16 protein-coding genes are annotated in these 17,948 nt (G+C 53.0%); 9 read left to right on the forward strand and 7 right to left on the reverse strand.

The window, feature by feature from the left end; genetic code table 11:
* The first annotated feature begins 19 nt into the window (after positions 1 to 19).
* Positions 20 to 1,678, forward strand: coding sequence for an alpha-keto acid decarboxylase family protein (locus V6942_RS16470; protein WP_106924202.1), 1,659 nt, complete (start codon positions 20 to 22; stop codon positions 1,676 to 1,678).
* Here V6942_RS16470 and V6942_RS16475 read toward each other — a convergent pair.
* Positions 1,675 to 2,913, reverse strand: coding sequence for an ion channel protein (locus tag V6942_RS16475; RefSeq protein WP_106924203.1), 1,239 nt, complete (start codon positions 2,911 to 2,913; stop codon positions 1,675 to 1,677). The genes V6942_RS16470 and V6942_RS16475 overlap by 4 nt on opposite strands.
* Before the next feature lie 245 nt (positions 2,914 to 3,158).
* Here V6942_RS16475 and glk point away from each other — a divergent pair, with 245 nt between their 5' ends.
* The gene (glk, locus tag V6942_RS16480) at positions 3,159 to 4,124 is read left to right on the forward strand and encodes a glucokinase (RefSeq protein WP_106924204.1); all 966 of its coding nucleotides are present in this window, start codon (positions 3,159 to 3,161) and stop codon (positions 4,122 to 4,124) included.
* A gap of 50 nt (positions 4,125 to 4,174) precedes the next feature.
* Here glk and V6942_RS16485 read toward each other — a convergent pair whose 3' ends face one another.
* The 3 genes from V6942_RS16485 to V6942_RS16495 are packed head-to-tail and all read right to left on the reverse strand — an operon-like array spanning position 4,175 to position 6,942.
* Positions 4,175 to 4,441, reverse strand: a complete 267-nt coding sequence (locus V6942_RS16485; RefSeq protein ID WP_106924205.1) for a hypothetical protein — start codon at positions 4,439 to 4,441, stop codon at positions 4,175 to 4,177.
* Positions 4,442 to 4,497: 56 nt separating this feature from the next.
* A complete protein-coding gene (locus V6942_RS16490) occupies positions 4,498 to 5,232 on the reverse strand; it encodes a LytR/AlgR family response regulator transcription factor (protein WP_106924206.1) in 735 nt (244 codons plus the stop codon).
* Positions 5,233 to 5,244: 12 nt separating this feature from the next.
* Complete coding sequence (locus V6942_RS16495) at positions 5,245 to 6,942, reverse strand: sensor histidine kinase (protein ID WP_182930230.1); 1,698 nt, start codon at positions 6,940 to 6,942, stop codon at positions 5,245 to 5,247.
* 389 nt (positions 6,943 to 7,331) lie between these two features.
* Here V6942_RS16495 and alaC point away from each other — a divergent pair, with 389 nt between their 5' ends.
* Positions 7,332 to 8,558 carry an alanine transaminase gene (gene alaC / locus V6942_RS16500; RefSeq protein WP_333501500.1) on the forward strand — a complete coding sequence of 409 codons (1,227 nt, stop codon included), beginning with the start codon at positions 7,332 to 7,334 and terminating at the stop codon, positions 8,556 to 8,558.
* Positions 8,559 to 8,623: 65 nt separating this feature from the next.
* Here the strand turns inward: alaC and ypdK are convergent, their stop codons facing one another.
* Positions 8,624 to 8,695, reverse strand: coding sequence for a membrane protein YpdK (ypdK, locus tag V6942_RS16505; RefSeq protein WP_100249902.1), 72 nt, complete (start codon positions 8,693 to 8,695; stop codon positions 8,624 to 8,626).
* A gap of 548 nt (positions 8,696 to 9,243) precedes the next feature.
* Here ypdK and blaCTX-M point away from each other — a divergent pair.
* From blaCTX-M to V6942_RS16520, 3 genes are all read left to right on the forward strand, one after another.
* Positions 9,244 to 10,119 carry a CTX-M family extended-spectrum class A beta-lactamase gene (gene blaCTX-M, locus V6942_RS16510; RefSeq protein ID WP_333501501.1) on the forward strand — a complete coding sequence of 292 codons (876 nt, stop codon included), beginning with the start codon at positions 9,244 to 9,246 and terminating at the stop codon, positions 10,117 to 10,119.
* A gap of 464 nt (positions 10,120 to 10,583) precedes the next feature.
* Positions 10,584 to 11,213: a helix-turn-helix transcriptional regulator gene (locus V6942_RS16515; RefSeq protein ID WP_024266332.1), complete on the forward strand. Its 630-nt coding sequence runs from the start codon at positions 10,584 to 10,586 to the stop codon at positions 11,211 to 11,213.
* A 561-nt stretch (positions 11,214 to 11,774) separates the two neighbouring features.
* The gene (locus tag V6942_RS16520; RefSeq protein WP_106924210.1) at positions 11,775 to 12,113 is read left to right on the forward strand and encodes a hypothetical protein; all 339 of its coding nucleotides are present in this window, start codon (positions 11,775 to 11,777) and stop codon (positions 12,111 to 12,113) included.
* 56 nt (positions 12,114 to 12,169) lie between these two features.
* Here the strand turns inward: V6942_RS16520 and V6942_RS16525 are convergent, their stop codons facing one another.
* Complete coding sequence (locus V6942_RS16525; protein ID WP_106924211.1) at positions 12,170 to 12,646, reverse strand: WbuC family cupin fold metalloprotein; 477 nt, start codon at positions 12,644 to 12,646, stop codon at positions 12,170 to 12,172.
* A 178-nt stretch (positions 12,647 to 12,824) separates the two neighbouring features.
* Between V6942_RS16525 and V6942_RS16530 the strand changes: the two genes are divergently transcribed.
* The 3 genes from V6942_RS16530 to yedF all read left to right on the forward strand — a co-directional run bounded on the left by V6942_RS16530 (position 12,825) and on the right by yedF (position 15,873).
* Entirely contained in the window at positions 12,825 to 14,222 is a 1,398-nt protein-coding gene (locus V6942_RS16530; RefSeq protein ID WP_333501502.1) for a diguanylate cyclase, read from the forward strand.
* A gap of 200 nt (positions 14,223 to 14,422) precedes the next feature.
* The gene (gene yedE, locus V6942_RS16535) at positions 14,423 to 15,643 is read left to right on the forward strand and encodes a selenium metabolism membrane protein YedE/FdhT (protein ID WP_333501503.1); all 1,221 of its coding nucleotides are present in this window, start codon (positions 14,423 to 14,425) and stop codon (positions 15,641 to 15,643) included.
* On the forward strand, positions 15,640 to 15,873 hold the full coding sequence (gene yedF / locus V6942_RS16540) for a sulfurtransferase-like selenium metabolism protein YedF (protein WP_106924214.1): 234 nt from the start codon (positions 15,640 to 15,642) through the stop codon (positions 15,871 to 15,873). The genes yedE and yedF overlap by 4 nt, the downstream gene beginning before the upstream one ends.
* 65 nt (positions 15,874 to 15,938) lie before the next feature.
* On the opposite strand, the gene V6942_RS16545 is transcribed toward yedF, so the two are convergent.
* Complete coding sequence (locus V6942_RS16545; RefSeq protein WP_333501504.1) at positions 15,939 to 17,438, reverse strand: EAL domain-containing protein; 1,500 nt, start codon at positions 17,436 to 17,438, stop codon at positions 15,939 to 15,941.
* Positions 17,439 to 17,948 lie beyond the last annotated feature (510 nt).

A 17,948-nucleotide genomic window follows, 5' to 3' on the forward strand; every position in this document is an offset into this window, starting at 1 on the left:
CGGCTGAAGGAGTTGTACGATGACAGCGTCCTATACCGTGGCAGATTATCTGCTTGACCGCCTTGCCGACTGCGGCGTCGACCACCTGTTTGGCGTTCCGGGGGACTATAATCTCCAGTTTCTCGACCATGTCATTGCCCACCGTACCCTTCGCTGGGTGGGCTGTACTAATGAACTGAATGCCGCCTACGCCGCCGATGGCTATGCGCGGATGCAGGGCTGCGGTGCGTTGCTCACGACCTACGGCGTAGGGGAAATCAGCGCGCTGAACGGCGTGGCGGGCAGCTTTGCCGAATATGTGCCGTTGCTGCATATCGTGGGGGCACCCTGTACCGGTGCGCAGCAGCGCCGCGAGTGCCTGCACCATACGCTGGGCGATGGCGATTTTGACCACTTCCGCCAGATGAGTGCGCCGATTTCCGTGGCGCAGGGCGTACTGACTGCCCGCAACGCTTGCCAGGAGATCGACCGCGTGCTGCAGGCCGTCATTCAGCAGCGTCGACCGGGTTACCTGCTGTTGCCTGCCGATGTGGCCGCGCTGACGACATCGCGTCCTGTAAACGCTCTCAGCGCGGCGGTGGCGGAGCCGGATCCGGCGCAGTTAAGCGCGTTTGTCGATTGCGCACGCAAGCTGCTGGAAGGGCGTCAGCGGGTTTCGTTACTGGCGGATGTGCTGGCGCTGCGCTTTGGGCTTCAGCCGATGCTCAACCAGTGGATGGCCGCGCGGCCGATTCCGCACGCTACGTTGCTGATGGGGAAGGGGCTGTTTAACGAACAGCAACCGGGATTTGTGGGAACGTATAGCGGCGGAGCAAGCCTGCCGCAGACCCGTGAAGCGATTGAGGATGCGGAGGCGATTCTTTGCATCGGCACCTGTTTTACCGACACCATTACCGCCGGGTTTACTCACCGAATTGCAGTCGAAAAATCGATTGAAATACAGCCGTTTGCCGCACGAGTGGGCCAGCGCTGGTTTAGCGGTATCGGGATGCTGTCGGCGATGAAGGCGCTGATGACGTTGAGCGATACGCTCGTGCCATGGCAAACCTCTCCGTTGCGGGCATCAGCGCCCGTGGCGCAGGAGAGCGGCGCCTTAACCCAGCGCCGTTTCTGGCAAACGCTGCAAAAACACCTTCAGCCGCACGATATTCTGTTGGGTGACCAAGGAACGGCGGCCTTTGGCATCGCTGCGCTGACGTTGCCGGTGGGCGCTAGCGTCATTGTGCAGCCGCTGTGGGGATCGATTGGGTTTACGCTGCCCGCCGCATTTGGCGCGCAAACGGCGCGGCCGAAAAGGCGCGTGGTGCTGGTGGTGGGCGACGGCGCGGCGCAGCTCACCGTCCAGGAGCTGAGCTCCATGCTGCGCGACGACCAGCGGCCGCTGATTCTGCTGTTGAATAACGAAGGCTACACCGTCGAGCGGGCGATCCACGGGCCGGAACAGCGGTATAACGATATCAGCCTGTGGAACTGGACCCAGCTGCCGCAGGCGCTTAACCTCGACTGCCAGGCCGAATGCGCGAAGGTGAGCAACGTGACGCAGCTAAATGATGCGCTGACGCGCGCTGCACACGGCGACAGGCTGACGCTGCTGGAGGTGATGCTGCCTAAAATGGACATCCCGCCGCTGCTCAAAGCGGTCACCGACGCGCTGGAAGCGCGCAACAGCGGCCGTTAATCTTTGCGTCTGCGCGGTACCATCATTGTGGGTTTCCCCGCCAGCAGCAGCCAGGCGGGGAGCATCACGATACACAGCAGCGGCAGCAGGGTGGTGTCCGGTACCACCACGGCGGCCATAAACAGGCTGAGCCAGGCATCGCGCGTCACTACCAGCACCAGCCCAAGAATGGCGCACGAGACGGTAATGGCCGCCGGTACGGCTTCAACGTGCGCGTGCAGCATCAAGCCCAGCGCGACGGCAACAAAGACCGCCGGAAAGATACGCCCGCCGCGGAAGCCACAGGCGGCAGCCACCACCAGCGCAGCCAGTTTACACAGGGCGAACAGCAGGTAGTCGCCCGCGTCAAAGTCCAGCCCGCCCGTCAGGCGCTGCATTTCATCCAGCCCTTTAAACAACGTGATAGGGCCGCCGAGAGTGCCAATGACCCCCAAAAGTAAACCGCCCGCCCCGAGGATGAGCACCGGATGCTTCAGGCGATGCATCAGGGCGTGGAGATGCGGCAGACACCAGACCGCGACCATACCGATGGCGATAGCAAAGAGGGTGACAATCGCGCCGCTGAAGATATCGACGATGCGCATCGTCTGATAGTGCTCAATGGCGAGCGAAAAATGCGGTTGGAAAAACAGGCCGGTGGTCAATGCCCCGGCGGCCGCGGCCAGCAGTGGGGCAAAAAGGCGATCCCATAGCGGAGCATCGTTGCTGCTGGTGAGGGTCTGAGAGAAGATCAGAGCTGCGGCGACCGGCGTGCCGAACAGCGCGCCGATGGTTCCGGCGGCGGCGAGAATCGTCCAGTCGAGCGAGCTGACCCGTGGGAAAAAGCGCGCTCCCAGCGTCACGGCCAGCGCAATATTGACTGACATAATCGGATGCTCTGGCCCCAGGCTCACGCCGCCGGCCAGGCCGAGGATCAGGGCGATCAGCAGCCCGGGCAGGTGCGCTGCGGGTACGGCAGCGCCGATCAGCGGCTCGCAGGCCGGATCCGGACCGGCATGGCCCGGACTATAGCGAATGACCAGCCCCACGGCGACGCCGGTGAGCGTTAGCATCAGGATAATCCATAGCGGCGAGGTTATGTCCATGCCGAAGGCGGTGGGCAGGCTGCTCCACAGCACCTGCTGGAGCAGTGCAGCGATTTTCATCACCACTATCAGAATCAGGCTGGAGGCGATGCCAATCAAGACCGCAGGGATGGAGAGCAGCAACATCGTTCGGGCTCGCGGGTGGAGCATGTTTATATCCTTTTGGCTAAATGCTGGGACGACTTTGCATTGTCCGCCGTTGACGTTCAGTGTAAATGAGGCTGAAACGATACGGCCCTACAGATTATCCCGTTCTATACCTGCTAAAAAATACGCAAAAAATGTGACCTGGATCGATAATCCAGGGGCGCTCACGCAAACGTCGTTGTTGTTAACGCGCCTTGAATTTACAGTGTGGCAAAGATTTATTCTGACTTTAGCGGAGCCGTAACGGAATGACAAAGTTTGCTTTAGTGGGGGATGTGGGGGGCACCAATGCGCGTCTGGCATTGTGCGATGTTGCCAGCGGAGAGATTTCTCAGGCGAAGACCTATTCCGGCCTGGATTACCCCAGCCTGGAAGCCGTTGTCCGCGTCTATCTCGACGAGCATAACGTGTCGGTCGAAGACGGCTGTATCGCGATTGCCTGCCCTATCACCGGTGACTGGGTGGCGATGACCAACCATACCTGGCAATTCTCTATCGCCGAGATGAAAAAGAACCTCGGGTTTGCGCATCTGGAAATCATCAATGATTTCACCGCAGTGTCGATGGCAATCCCGATGCTGAAAAAAGAGCATCTGATCCAGTTCGGCGGCAGCGAGCCGGTAGAAGGTAAGCCTATTGCCGTGTACGGCGCGGGCACCGGGCTTGGCGTTGCGCATCTGGTGCATGTCGATAAGCGCTGGGTGAGCCTGCCGGGTGAAGGTGGGCACGTTGATTTTTCGCCAAACAGCGAAGAAGAGGGGATTATCCTCGAAGTGCTGCGCGAAGAAATTGGCCACGTCTCCGCCGAGCGCGTGCTCTCTGGACCGGGGCTGGTGAATCTGTACCGGGCCATCGTGAAGTCTGATAACCGACTGCCGGAAAACTATCAGCCGAAAGACATTACCGAACGCGCGCTCGCCGATAGCTGCACCGACTGCCGTCGCGCGCTGTCGCTGTTCTGCGTCATCATGGGGCGCTTCGGCGGTAACCTGGCGTTAACGCTGGGCACCTTTGGCGGCGTATACATCGCGGGCGGTATCGTGCCGCGTTTCCTGGAGTTCTTTAAAGCCTCCGGTTTCCGCGGCGGGTTTGAGGACAAAGGTCGTTTCAAAGATTATGTGCATCCGATCCCGGTATACCTGATTGTGCATGATAATCCGGGCCTGCTGGGTTCCGGCGCGCATCTGCGCCAGACCCTGGGCCAGGTGCTGTAATCCCGCCGCCGTGCGGCGCACGCGGGGTGATACGCGTGCGCCAGCCGGCGCTATTTTTTGAGCGGAAACAGGTGCAGCGTGTTGGCGGCCAGCGGGTAAATACCCAGCGCGCGCGTTGATGCTTTCAGCTCCTCAAGCGAATCCTGCTCTGTTGGCATTTTTCCTCCCCAGACGGTAATCCCCTCGCAAAGATGCGCCGGGCGTCGGCTATTTTCGGCGCTGATTTCCAACGTTTCGCCGTTGCTGAGGGTTATCGTCACGGTGGCGACATCCAGTGCCTGCGTGCTGCCATCCTCAAGTTTAAGTGAGATTTTCATTCGTTCGCTCCTGAATTTTTGACGCGCCTACCCCTGCTTTAGCGGCAACCTGGGCACTACAGATGCATTATCTGCCGGAACTCTTTCACCTTGCTGCGGCTGACCGGCACCTGGAACTCCAGATCGCGCAGGCGCAGAATGTAGGTGTTATTAAACCACGGCTCTATTTCGCGAATTTTATTCAGATTCACGCAGAATGAGCGGTGGCAGCGAAAGAAATGGCTGCCCGGCAACTTGCTGCAAAATTCGGTGATGTTCATCGGCATCACGTATGACTCGCGCTTGGTGTAGACAAAGGTCATTTTCTCGTGCGCTTCGGCGTAATAAATATCGTTAATCGGCGTCACGATGATGCGCTCATCTTTAATCAGGTTGATGGTGTCATTTTCGCGCGCCGCGCTGCCGGTGTTGAGACTGCTGCCCGCCTGCTGCTGCCAGGCCGATTCCAGCTTTTGCAGCATGCTAACGATGCGCGACTCCTGATACGGTTTGAGAATATAGTCGAATGCCTCCAGCTCGAAGGCCTCTACCGCGTGTTCCTTCCACGCGGTAATAAACACAATAAACGGCTTGTGGGCAAACTGGTTGATGTTCTGCGCCAGCAGCACGCCGTCCAGAGAGGGAATGTTGATGTCGAGAAAAATGGCGTCCACTTTGTTGTGCTGCAAGAACTTCAGCACGTCCAGGCCGTCGTCAAAGGTCCCGACTATCTCCATCTGGCTGTGCTGTTGAATCAGCCAGGTCAGCTCCTGTTGCGCCAGGAATTCATCTTCCACAATGATGACTTTCATATGTCCTCCGCGTTAGGGCAGTAATGTGGCGGCCGCCGGGACGGGCGTGCGCTGGTTAGGAATATAGAACGCAATTTCTGTTCCCGGGTCGAGGCGGCGAATGTGCAGCCCTTCGCCGTACAGCAGCTTGACCCGGTGATGGACGTTAAGCAGGCCGATTTTGTTGCCCGGCATTTCGTTGGCTTCCACGCGCGCCACGACCATCGGGTCAATACCCGGGCCGGTATCACGCACGCTGATACGCACGCGGTTGCCGGACTCGGTGATGCTGATAGTCACGACGCCTTTGCCTTTGCTGCGCTGGATACCGTGTACGATGGCATTTTCCACCAGCGGCTGGATCAGCAGACTGGGGATCAGACAGTTCACTTCGTCGTCAATATCGTAGATAACCGTCAGCTTATCGCCGAAGCGGGCCTGCTCAATGGCGATATAGTCCTTTATCTGGTACAGCTCGCGGCGAATATCAATCTGCTCATCGTCTTTTAATTCAATGTTATAGCGCAGATAGCGCGACAGATTAAAAATCAGCTGCCTTGCGGTGTCCGGATTGAGGCGGATAGATGACGAAATGGCGTTCAGCGCGTTAAACAGGAAATGAGGATTAATCTTGCTTTGCAGCGCGCGCAGCTCTGCCTTATTTGCCATTTCGCGCAGCTGCTCGGCGCGCGACACTTCAAGCTGGGTGGAAATAATTTGCGACAGGCCGATGGCCATCTCCTGTAACGACGAAGTGATCTGGTGCGCGTGGCAGTAGTAGATTTTGAGCGTCCCGGTGATGACGCCTTTCTCCGATAGCGGAATCACCAGCATCGAGTGAATTTCCGGCGTGCGGTAGGCTTCATCGTTGTTTTTAATCACGATTTCACCGCTGTTAATCGCCTGGCGGGTGGTCGGGCTGATGGAGTCGTCGTTGTTGTGGTAGTTATCTTCCCCCACGCCCACGTAGGCCAGCACCCGTTCGGTATTGGTGATGGCCACCGCATCGGCGTGGATATCCTGGCGAATGATGTCGCAAATCTGTCGCAGGGTATCGCTGTTGATCTGGCGAAACAGCGGCAGCGTTTTGTTCGCAATATCCAGCGCTAGCTTGGCCTGGCGTGCGGCGCTGGCTTCTTTTTCACCCTCAACGCTCTGCACCAGCAGGACGATAAAGCCGATACAGACGCTGCCGGCGATCATCGGAATGCCGATTTTCGACACAATATCGACGCCGAGCGCGATGCTCGGAGCCCATACGATAACCAGAATCATGGTCAGCGTTTCGCACAGCATACCGCCCAGAATCCCCACCTTCCAGTGCAGCTCTTTTGGCACCCGGCGGTTAATCAGCCCCGACAGGATCCCGGCAATAATACTGGTGATAAAACACGGCACGGCGGTGACGCCGCCGGCGTCAATCATGTAGCGGTGGATCCCGGCAATCACCCCCACGATAGCGCCAACCCACGGGCCGAAAAGGATCCCGCCCGACATGACCGCGATGATGCGCACGTTAACCAGCGAGCCCTCCACCGGCACGCCGGACCAGGTGCTGAAAATAGCGAACAGCGAGAAAATGACCGTGACCGCCAGCAGCTCTTTCGGCGTGTGGGCGGTTTTGTGCAGCAGTTCGCGGAACAGACGGATGCGGATCAGGAAAAAAAGGCAAATCAGCATTAACGCGGCCCGATCGTAGACCGCGAGCAGCATATCGAATATTTCGTGCATGGGGGCGCCGAATGATTTCAGTAAAATCTTATGATAAGTAACCCGGCGGCAGATGACCAGCGGTACGCAGAATAGGGATAAACCTTAATTTTAAAAGGGGATTGATAGACAAAGGCATTCAACGAGAAGAGATCGCGAAATTTTGCCTGCGTTACGAGCGAGAAAAGAAAAACAATGGAAAACATATTGTTATTATTTTGTTCTGTTTTGAGCTATGCCCGCCGCGATTGAAAGTATTCTGTTTCAAAGCGTTCCCCTTTTATATCGCGTAACATTTTTTTACTTACCCCCTCGACAGGGCCATTTTATTCAGGTTATTTTCTGTTCATGCCACATCGGTGGCAGCGTCGCTCGAACGGTTCGGGCGCTAACGTAATCCTGAGGAACCTATGGCTGAATCCAGTCCTGAACGCCGTTTCACGCGTATCGATCGCTTACCCCCGTACGTTTTTAACATTACCGCTGAACTGAAGATGGCTGCGCGTCGGCGCGGCGAAGATATTATCGATTTCAGCATGGGGAACCCGGACGGCGCCACGCCGCCGCACATTGTCGAAAAGCTGTGCACCGTGGCCCAGCGCCCTGATACGCACGGCTATTCCACTTCACGCGGCATCCCGCGCCTGCGTCGCGCTATTTCACGCTGGTACCAGGAACGCTATGACGTGGAGATTGACCCGGAAAGTGAAGCGATCGTCACCATTGGTTCAAAAGAGGGGCTGGCGCACCTGATGCTGGCAACCCTCGATCATGGCGATACGGTTCTGGTCCCGAATCCCAGCTACCCGATTCATATTTACGGCGCGGTGATCGCCGGCGCTCAGGTGCGCTCCGTGCCGCTGGTGGAAGGCGTCGACTTTTTCAACGAGCTTGAGCGCGCAATTCGTGAAAGCTATCCGAAGCCAAAGATGATGATCCTGGGCTTCCCGTCCAATCCTACCGCCCAGTGCGTTGAGCTCGAGTTTTTTGAGAAGGTTGTGGCGCTGGCGAAGCGTTACGATGTGCTGGTCGTTCACGACCTGGCCTACGCTGATATCGTTTACGACGGCTGGAAGGCACCGTCAATCATGCAGGTACCGGGCGCACGCGACGTTGCGGTCGAGTTCTTTACGCTGTCGAAAAGCTATAACATGGCGGGCTGGCGCATCGGCTTTATGGTGGGTAATAAAACGCTGGTCAACGCGCTGGCGCGGATTAAGAGCTATCACGACTACGGTACCTTTACCCCGCTGCAGGTGGCGGCAATTGCCGCGTTAGAAGGGGAGCAGCAGTGCGTGCGCGATATTGCCGCACAGTATAAGCGTCGCCGTGACGTGCTGGTGAAAGGGCTACATGAAGCGGGCTGGATGGTGGAGATGCCGAAGGCGTCGATGTACGTTTGGGCTAAAATTCCCGATCAGTATGCGGCGATGGGATCGCTGGAGTTTGCGAAGAAGCTGCTGCAAGAGGCCAAAGTGTGCGTTTCGCCGGGTATCGGTTTTGGCGACTACGGTGACACTCACGTGCGCTTTGCCTTGATAGAGAATCGCGACCGTATTCGACAGGCCGTTCGTGGGATTAAAGCCATGTTCCGCGCCGACGGCCTGCTGCCGTCAGAGCATAAGTCTGCCGGGTAATTTCCCGTGCGTAGAAATGCAAACAGGAGCCGAATGGCTCCTGTTTTTTTTTGCATTTTTATTAGCTAGATCATCAGGGCAAATGTACCGGCAAAAACGATGACCATAAAGGAAATGCCCATAAAGAAATATTTCACGACTCATCTCTCCGCGTATTCGGTTTCTACGCATTCATGAACGGTGGTGTTACTGCGAGTTGGTAACAACCGACGAAAAAAACGGACGTCTTTCGCGGTTGGCATCACCTCAGAATTCTGTGCTGTTGTGCTCCAGATGGCGCTAATGTACGCCTAAAAAATGAGGGAAACAAGAGGGATTTTTTTATTAATTTTTAGTTATTTACGACTGTCGTGATTCGACGACACTTTAATTTCATACGGTAATAAATTTCGTTCTGGCGACGCGTCTTTTGGGTCTTTAACCCCATTGATTTTACGTCTATTTTTCTGGCGATAATCCGATAATCCGATAATCCGATAATCCGATAATCCGATAATCCGAAAATACGTTTCTGCTGTTTCCTTAACGGTGGGTTATCATCCTGCGCTTGTCGTTTTAGCTGTCATCTCGCGTGCCCGAGTGATTCACGGCGAGGCGCGACAGAAAAATCGCGGCGTTTTGCTTTTCAGTTCGACCTTTTAATGAATACTGATGTAACACGGATTGACCGTATTGGGAGTTTGAGATGGTGACAAAGGGAATGCAACGGATGATGTTCGCGGCGGCGGCGTGCATTCCGCTGCTGCTGGGCAGCGCGCCGCTTTATGCGCAGACGAGTGCGGTGCAGCAAAAGCTGGCGGCGCTGGAGAAAAGCAGCGGAGGGCGGCTGGGCGTCGCGCTCATCGATACCGAAGATAATACGCAGGTGCTTTATCGCGGTGATGAACGCTTTCCAATGTGCAGTACCAGTAAAGTTATGGCGGCCGCGGCGGTGCTTAAGCAGAGTGAAACGCAAAAGCAGCTGCTTAATCAGCCTGTCGAGATCAAGCCTGCCGATCTGGTTAACTACAATCCGATTGCCGAAAAACACGTCAACGGCACAATGACGCTGGCAGAGCTGAGCGCGGCCGCGTTGCAGTACAGCGACAATACCGCCATGAACAAATTGATTGCCCAGCTCGGTGGCCCGGGAGGCGTGACGGCTTTTGCCCGCGAGATCGGCGATGAGACGTTTCGTCTTTATCGCACTGAACCTACGCTGAATACCGCCATTCCCGGCGACCCGAGAGACACCACCACGCCGCGGGCGATGGCACAGACGTTGCGTCAGCTTACGCTGGGTCATGCGCTGGGCGAAACCCAGCGGGCGCAGTTGGTGACGTGGCTCAAAGGCAATACGACCGGCGCAGCCAGCATTCGGGCCGGCTTACCGACGTCTTGGACTGTGGGTGATAAGACCGGCAGCGGCGACTACGGCACCACCAATGATATTGCGGTGATCTGGCCGCAGGGTCGTGCGCCGCTGGTTCTGGTGACCTATTTTACCCAGCCGCAACAGAACGCAGAGAGCCGCCGCGATGTGCTGGCTTCAGCGGCGAGAATCATCGCCGAAGGGCTGTAACTCTCCATAATGGGGCGCTACGGTGCCCCCACTTTCTATTTATATATCCGTAAAAGCTTTTCTTGATATACATCTTCAGCTTTTTGTATGATTATTAGTATCATCCTTTTCGATGGCCTTAAGACCTTTTTAAGTCAAAAGTATTACCTCCCCCAAAAAACAAATCCGCAAAGTAATGGAAGTAAATTATTTTATTTTGAATAGTCTTCATTGTGATTAGTCACATGACTCATTCTTTTTATTGTAATTATCTGATTTACATTTGCAGTTTTCTCATTGTTTCCGCCGGAAGTTATTCTTCCGCTGTTTTTCCTCTTTATTTCCGCATGGTTGTTTTTCCACCCTTTGGATGGCTTGTAAGAATATTGTTTTAATCCGGCCAATAGAGTTATTGGGCCTCCAAAAGAATATTGACATCATTTTATGGCAGTGAAATTATTCGATCATGGATAAGGAGGGGGACAATGAAGTCACTAATTTATGATTACGGAAGAATCAACTGTATGAGTTGCCCTTCTCAATGTGAATTAAAACCAAATGCCTCACTGCGCGTTTCGTTTTGCCAGGACTATTGTTTTTGTACCTGGCCAGAAGGGAGTGGCTATTTTTCTCTGGGGATTATGGAGGGGCTCCTCAAACAAAATTATAATAATCTATATTTAGGCTGTATTTTTGTCGATTTTTCTATCAGCCATTTGCGTTTTTTTACTAACGAACGTTGGATAGATTATTTAATTGAAACGAAATTAAAAATTGTTATCGTTTGTGATAAATACCTTAAACCATTGGCTAATTACTGGTTTAAGCATTCTAAAGATATTTTTCTTGTTATCTATCAGCAAGATCGGCTGACGCTGGCTTGTGAAAAGTTAAAAAAGAGATTTATCTATCAGCGCGACGCCTTCTTTGGCGGAGAGTCACTCTCTGAACTGGAGTTTGCTGTCTTAAGCGCATTGATTTCCGGAGACGGTTGTCTGCAACTGGCTGATGAACTCAATGTCGATATTCGTACTATCTATGCTGCAAAGCGCCGTGCGGAAAAGAAAATGGGGGCCGATATCAATACCCTTTTCCGATTCTCACATTCGTTATAAGCGATTTTAAACTGATTGATGGCCCTTTTCATTGTTATCACTTTGCCGTGAGAAGGGCCTACAGTTAAATATTAATACATAAAGCGGTTGAATACGCATGTTGCCGGATTTTAGCGTTTGCTGCCCCGTGCAAGAGAATACGTTCAATGCGAACTATACAGTTTATTACTACGACTCTGTAAACGGTAACGGTCAGGATTTTACCCGCTACGTACGATAAGGCAATTATTACCACCAGGGCGACAGGGGGAGCTTCAGGTGGGCTGAAAAACGGGAGTCTGTATTTGATTGGCGAAAACGATAAATTTAACGATCTGAGCGTTAATACTTCAGGCTGGTTAGCCGATGGTATTAACCCTGGTCGGGAACGTGCCGGCAGAGATAATAACGTGATGGTAAACCATCAGACCAATATCAAAGCAGCAGGAATAGGGGGCGTGCGAACGCTCCGGTAAATAATGCTAATGAGGTCGCTACCATCACTCTCAATGGCCCCACCACCATTGAAACCACTTCGCCGGTTTCTATAAAGGTTGACTGTGCTGCCGTATCGAGAACGCTATGACTATTTACGCTGAAGAGTTGCGCATCATGATGGATGCTATTATGGATATCATTTTCGACCACGGCGAGGAGGCCCAGCGTGACGCGGCATTTCGCAGGTTATTACAAGAGATTGATGAACGAAAATATTTGTCTCCGGAGTCCGTCAGCACGCTTTGCCAGCAGGCGGCCAGCACGTGGAGCCTGGCGAGCGGTGTGGTAGACGAGCGGGACAAAATGACGTTACAGCAATCGGCGGTGGTCTATCTACTGGCTGCGTTTGGCCGCATTAATGGCTTGGCCGCTACGGAAGAGTATATTCAGCAAAGAAATAGAGAACATCTGGGTCTGCGCTGAACGAGGTTGACTGAATGATTAGCCCGCGAGCGCTCGCGGGCTTTTTTTGCCGACGGTTAGCTCGCCGCGCGGCGATCGCCAATTTGCGCCTGCGCATACCACGCCATCAGCTCTGCCGTACCGGCTTCTCCTTCCGCCGGAGCCCATGGCGCGTAGTCTTCTTCGGCGACGGGCTGATAAGCCCCTTGTTTGACTTCAAAAATGATCCCACCGTTATCCAGCGACAGCACCGCATGCCAGGTGCCGGGCGCCATTTCCAGCACCGTACAGGATTCGCCCAGCACCGCGCGCTCAGTCACCGTACCCTGGTCATCAAAATTAAGCACCACGAACCGTCCGCTCAGTGGCAGCAGCAGTTCAAAGGTATGCGGATGGCGGTGCGGGCGTACGTAGGTTCCTGGCTCCATGGCGATGGCCAGCCGTTGTACGGGGTCGCTCAGCTGCGGGTGGAAATTGCGATGCGCACGCAGGCGAGGTGACTGTGCGGCGGCGGCGCTTTGTTGGTGCATATCGTCGCGGGTAATCTGTTTCATTCGGCGTGGCCTTATTGATGAATCTGCGAAGTCGCAAGGCGGCCAGATTGCCAGAACGCGGCGAGCAAGTGAAGGGGGAGTCTGCGGCGTAGCATCTTGTGTCTTATCGCAACTCAGGTCATAGTTGTTGAACAAGTTATTCGATTGTTAATGATTTTATATTGTGAGGATGTTGCCCGTGCAGATGTATCTACAAAGAATGAAAAGCGAGTGGCTATTGCTGCTTGAGCAAACTGAACCTCACATTCGACAGCAGGCGGCAGAGATCGCGGCAGACAGCGCGCAGGCGCTGAGCGACGAATTCTATAAAACGGTGCTGATCGACCCTCATGCTGAAGAGTTTCTGAGTAACGAGCAGGTAGAGCGGCAGCTAAAACGCGCGCTGGAAAAATGGATTGTGGATGTTCTGTCCTGCGAAGTGGCGGATATCGATCGCCTGCTGAAGATGCAGCACGCGGTGGCAGAAGTGCATGCCCGCATTGGTATTCCGGTGGAAGTAGTTGAAATGGGTTTTCGGGTATTAAAGAAAATTCTCTATCCGGTCATTATTCACGGTTCACAGCCTTCGGCAGATAAGCTGCAGATTTATCATTTCTCGATTCACAGCATCGACCTGGCGATGGAAGTCATGTCGCGGACCTTTTCCTTCAGCGAAAACAGCCAGGCCAAAGAGGATGAGAATTACCGCATGTTCTCATTGCTGGAAAATGCCGAAGAAGAAAAAGAGCGGCAGATTGCGACGCTGCTGGCCTGGGAAATCGACATTATCTACAAGGTGGTGCTGGATGCCGACCTGGGGAACAGCCTGCCGTTGAACCAGTCGGATTTTGGTCTGTGGTTTAATCATAAAGGCCGCCACTATTTTAGCGGTATTGCGGAAGTCGGGCATATTGCGCGCCTGATGCAGGATTTTGACGGTGTGATTCATGCGATTAACGCCGCCACCCCCCCTATCGATGATAAAGCCCAGCGCAATAAGTTCTTATTGCAGCTGCGCAGCTCGGTGTCGCAAATCATCGCGCTGCTGCGCGAACTGTTTGAAGAAGTCTCGCGTCATGAAGTTGGCGTGGACGTATTAACTAAGCTGCTGAACCGGCGCTTTATGCCGACTATTTTTAAGCGCGAAATCTCTCACGCCAATCGCGTTAGCACTCCGCTGTCGGTACTGGTTATTGATGTTGATAAGTTTAAACAAATCAATGATACGTGGGGGCACAGTACGGGGGATGAGATTTTACGCAAAGTATCGCAGGTCTTTTATGACAACGTACGCAGCAACGATTACGTTTTCCGCTATGGCGGCGATGAGTTTGTTATCGTGCTGACGGAAGCGACCCAGATTGACACTTTACGTACCGCAGAGCGTATTCGTAGCCGTGTTGAAAAAACAAAAATTGCTGCCCCCGACGGCAATGATATTCCGCTCTCTTTGTCGATCGGTGCGGCGATGTTTACCGGCCACCCTGACTATGAACGTCTGATTCAACAGGCCGATCAGGCGCTGTATCAGGCTAAAAAACGTGGCCGTAACTGCGTTGAATTATGGCAGGCGGCCAGCCGTAGCGCGTACGCGTAAAAACGCCCCTGGCGATACGCATCAGCACGGGTGAAAAACCCTTTTAAATAAAGGCTTATTTCACCCGTATCTCTTCAAATTGATCGAATCGACCTTTTCTTGTTTTTTCAATTATTCTGTCATCGACAGCCGCTATAATTCAGCGCTTCTGTGCCGCCACCTGCGCACAATATACCTTCTGAGTTCAGAGGCTCACATTCATGACATGGCAACACTTTAAACAGGCATATCTGATCAAATTCTGGTCGCCTGTCCCGGCGGTTATCGCCGCAGGGATTCTCTCAACCTACTATTTTGGTATTACCGGCACATTCTGGGCCGTCACCGGCGAATTTACGCGTTGGGGCGGGCAGCTATTACAGCTGGTTGGCGTTCACAGTGAAACCTGGGGTTATTACAAGCTGATTGGTCTTGAAGGAACACCGTTAACCCGCGTTGACGGTATGATGATTATGGGCATGTTCGGCGGCTGTTTTGCGGCGGCGCTGTGGGCCAATAACGTCAAGCTGCGTTTGCCGCGTAGCCGTATTCGCATTTTTCAGGCCATTGTTGGCGGTATGATTGCCGGCTTTGGCGCGCGACTGGCGATGGGCTGTAATCTGGCAGCCTTCTTCACCGGGATCCCGCAGTTCTCGCTTCATGCCTGGTTCTTTGCGCTGGCGACCGCGCTTGGCTCGTGGTTCGGCGCGCGCTTTACCCTGCTGCCGCTATTCCGTATTCCGGTCAATATTCAGAAAGTCTCAGCGGCTTCACCGCTCACTCAGCAGCCTGACCGCGCGCGTCGCCGCTTTCGTCTGGGAATGCTGGTGTTTATCGGCATGTTGGGCTGGGCGCTGCTGACCGCGTTCGATCATCCGAAGCTTGGGCTGGCCATGCTGTTTGGCGTGGGGTTTGGCCTGCTGATTGAACGTGCGCAAATTTGCTTTACCTCTGCTTTCCGCGATCTGTGGATCACCGGCCGCACCCAAATGGCAAAAGCGATCATCTTTGGTATGGCGGCGAGTGTCATTGGTATCTTTAGCTATGTCCAGCTCGGCGTTGCGCCGAAAATTATGTGGGCGGGCCCGAATGCGGTCATCGGCGGGCTGCTGTTCGGTTTCGGCATCGTGCTGGCCGGTGGCTGTGAAACCGGCTGGATGTATCGGGCCGTAGAAGGGCAGGTGCACTACTGGTGGGTTGGGCTTGGCAACGTCCTCGGGTCGACAATTCTGGCCTATTTCTGGGACGATCTTGCGCCATCGCTGGCCACCCATTGGGATAAAGTGAACCTGCTGACGACCTTTGGCCCGTTGGGCGGTCTGCTGGTCACCTACGCGCTGCTGCTGGCCGCTCTGCTGCTGATTATTGGCTGGGAGAAACGTTTCTTCCGGCGTGAGTTAACGCGCACGGCGACGGGCGTTGTAACGAAGGAGAATGCATGAGTACTATCGTACCGGATTACCGTCTTGATATGGTGGGTGAGCCCTGCCCGTATCCGGCAGTGGCAACGCTGGAAGCGATGCCACAGTTGAAAAAAGGGGAGATTCTGGAAGTTGTCAGCGACTGCCCGCAGTCGATCAATAATATTCCGCTAGATGCTCGCAACCATGGCTATACCGTGCTGGATATCCAGCAAGATGGTCCGACGATCCGCTATTTGATCCAAAAATAAGCGGTCAGCCTTGCCGCCCGATAGGGCGGCAAGATGGCAGCGGTGGGTCACCACAGAGAAGGCGTCTACCGTTGACGTGTTTTTCCTGAGAGCGTTTGCAATAAAGTCGTAAAATCCATCGGATGATACCAATAATAACCTTGCTGATACTGTACGCCACGGTCCTGGAGATATCTTGCCTGACTGATATTCTCTACACCTTCGGCAATCGCTTTAATACCGAGCTTGTCGACCATTTCCGTCACGCAGTCCAATAGAACAGTATTGCCGCTGCCGATAGAATTTACGAACATTCGGTCTATTTTCAGATAATCGGGTATCAATTCTGAAATATACTCAAGATTAGAGTAACCGGTGCCGAAATCATCCAGCGATAGTTGGACCCCATTTTGTTTTAACCATGCAAATTTTTTCATTTGTACATCGGTGAATAGCATGGGATGGCGCTCGGTAATTTCAATAATCAGCGTTACTTTGAAGGTGGCGATCTTACGTATAAAAGCCTTACAGTCATGAATAAAGGTACCTGCGGCACAGTGGCGTTGGCTAAAATTCACGCTGATATGAAAAGGACGGTTCATGCCCGGCGAAAGTGTGATGAGATCGCGGCTAATCTGGTTGAGTTGATATTGCGTTAAACGTACGATCAGCCCGCTTTTTTCGGCCATGGGAATGAAGAGGTTCGGTGAAATAATACCTTCTGACGGGTGATACCAGCGGCACAGTGCTTCAAAACCCACAATCTCACCGTCAGCAGCATTGACTATCGGCTGATAGAACGTTTTTATGTCACCATTTTTAATGGCGGCTAATAGGTCATTTCCGGGAGTATTTGTCTTTTTTATAATCAGGTAATAAGCCAAACCCGACAGTATTGATAGTATTAAAGATGCCGATAGCGTAAACGGAAACATCAATAATGCGCTGAGCAGCGATAGCCCCAGCGCGGAACTGTAGAATATTGATAGTGAGCTTTCTTTACTGGAGCTGTGATGCAGGCTGTGGCCAACGGATTTTACCGGCAAAATCTCGCCGCTGGCGCTAAGCTGCATGTCGCCAATCTGAAGATACAGAGGATATCCTGAAGCATCCGTTTTCAGATTATTTTTCAAAAAAATACCGCTGATGGCGATATCTAATATCATGCCGTTGTGACCGTGGAATGTTTTAACCAGAAGGGGTTGAGTATGGCGATTTCCAGGATCATGGAAAGTATGCAGAGCAAGGGCTTGAGTTGCCGTATTTCTGTGGGCGGCGTCGGGTAGAAATTCACCGCTCAGGGAGGAACACCTTATCCCTTTTGGGCCGGTAATAACCATCGAGTGCAAATGTGGGTAGCCTGCAACAATATTATCCAGTTCATTTTTGATTAACTCAGTACAAGTACTTTCTACAAGTCCGGACATTTCTTGTGCCGCCAACCGGGCCTCATCCAGGATGCTTTCAGCATAATCCAGAACGGACTCCGCCTTACGCTTTTTTTCTATGCTGACAATATGGCCTGCCTGAATAAATAGCATGCAAACTAAAAATGTGAAAATGCAGCATGCAACAATTAACGGCATGTACATCCTTTTAACGGCAAAATCCATTTAATAAAACTCCGATGGGGAAACTTATATCAGCAAGTTTTTAACGCGAGTAAGAGTAACATGGTTTTATTATGTGATTTATAGGATTTTGGGTAATTATTTGTTACACCATAAACGAAGACATCATCTTCAATTAATTATCGTGATTAGCATTAAACTGAAAATAGTTACATCGGTCATTATATTGTTCAACAAAACGGCAGAGCATTTTGAAATAGGCTGAGTACTATTCGATGGGGCTGATGCAATTTTAGCCAAAAGAAGAGCGGGGAGGGCTGTTGGCCGCTATGATTCAGTATCAGATGACAGATTGATAAAATGTTAATGATTAAAACAAAGGTAAAACAATAGCACCGATTTTTTGCCTGGTGGTAAGTATATTCATTTTTGGGTATTTTTTATGCGTGAAAGAAGCACAAAAAAAATTAAACAACTTCATTAAAAAAATCGAGTGGAATAAAATGATGATAGGTAATATCTATG

It is taken from the genome of Kluyvera genomosp. 2, assembly GCF_036759865.1.
GTDB classification, from domain to species: domain Bacteria; phylum Pseudomonadota; class Gammaproteobacteria; order Enterobacterales; family Enterobacteriaceae; genus Kluyvera; species Kluyvera ascorbata_B.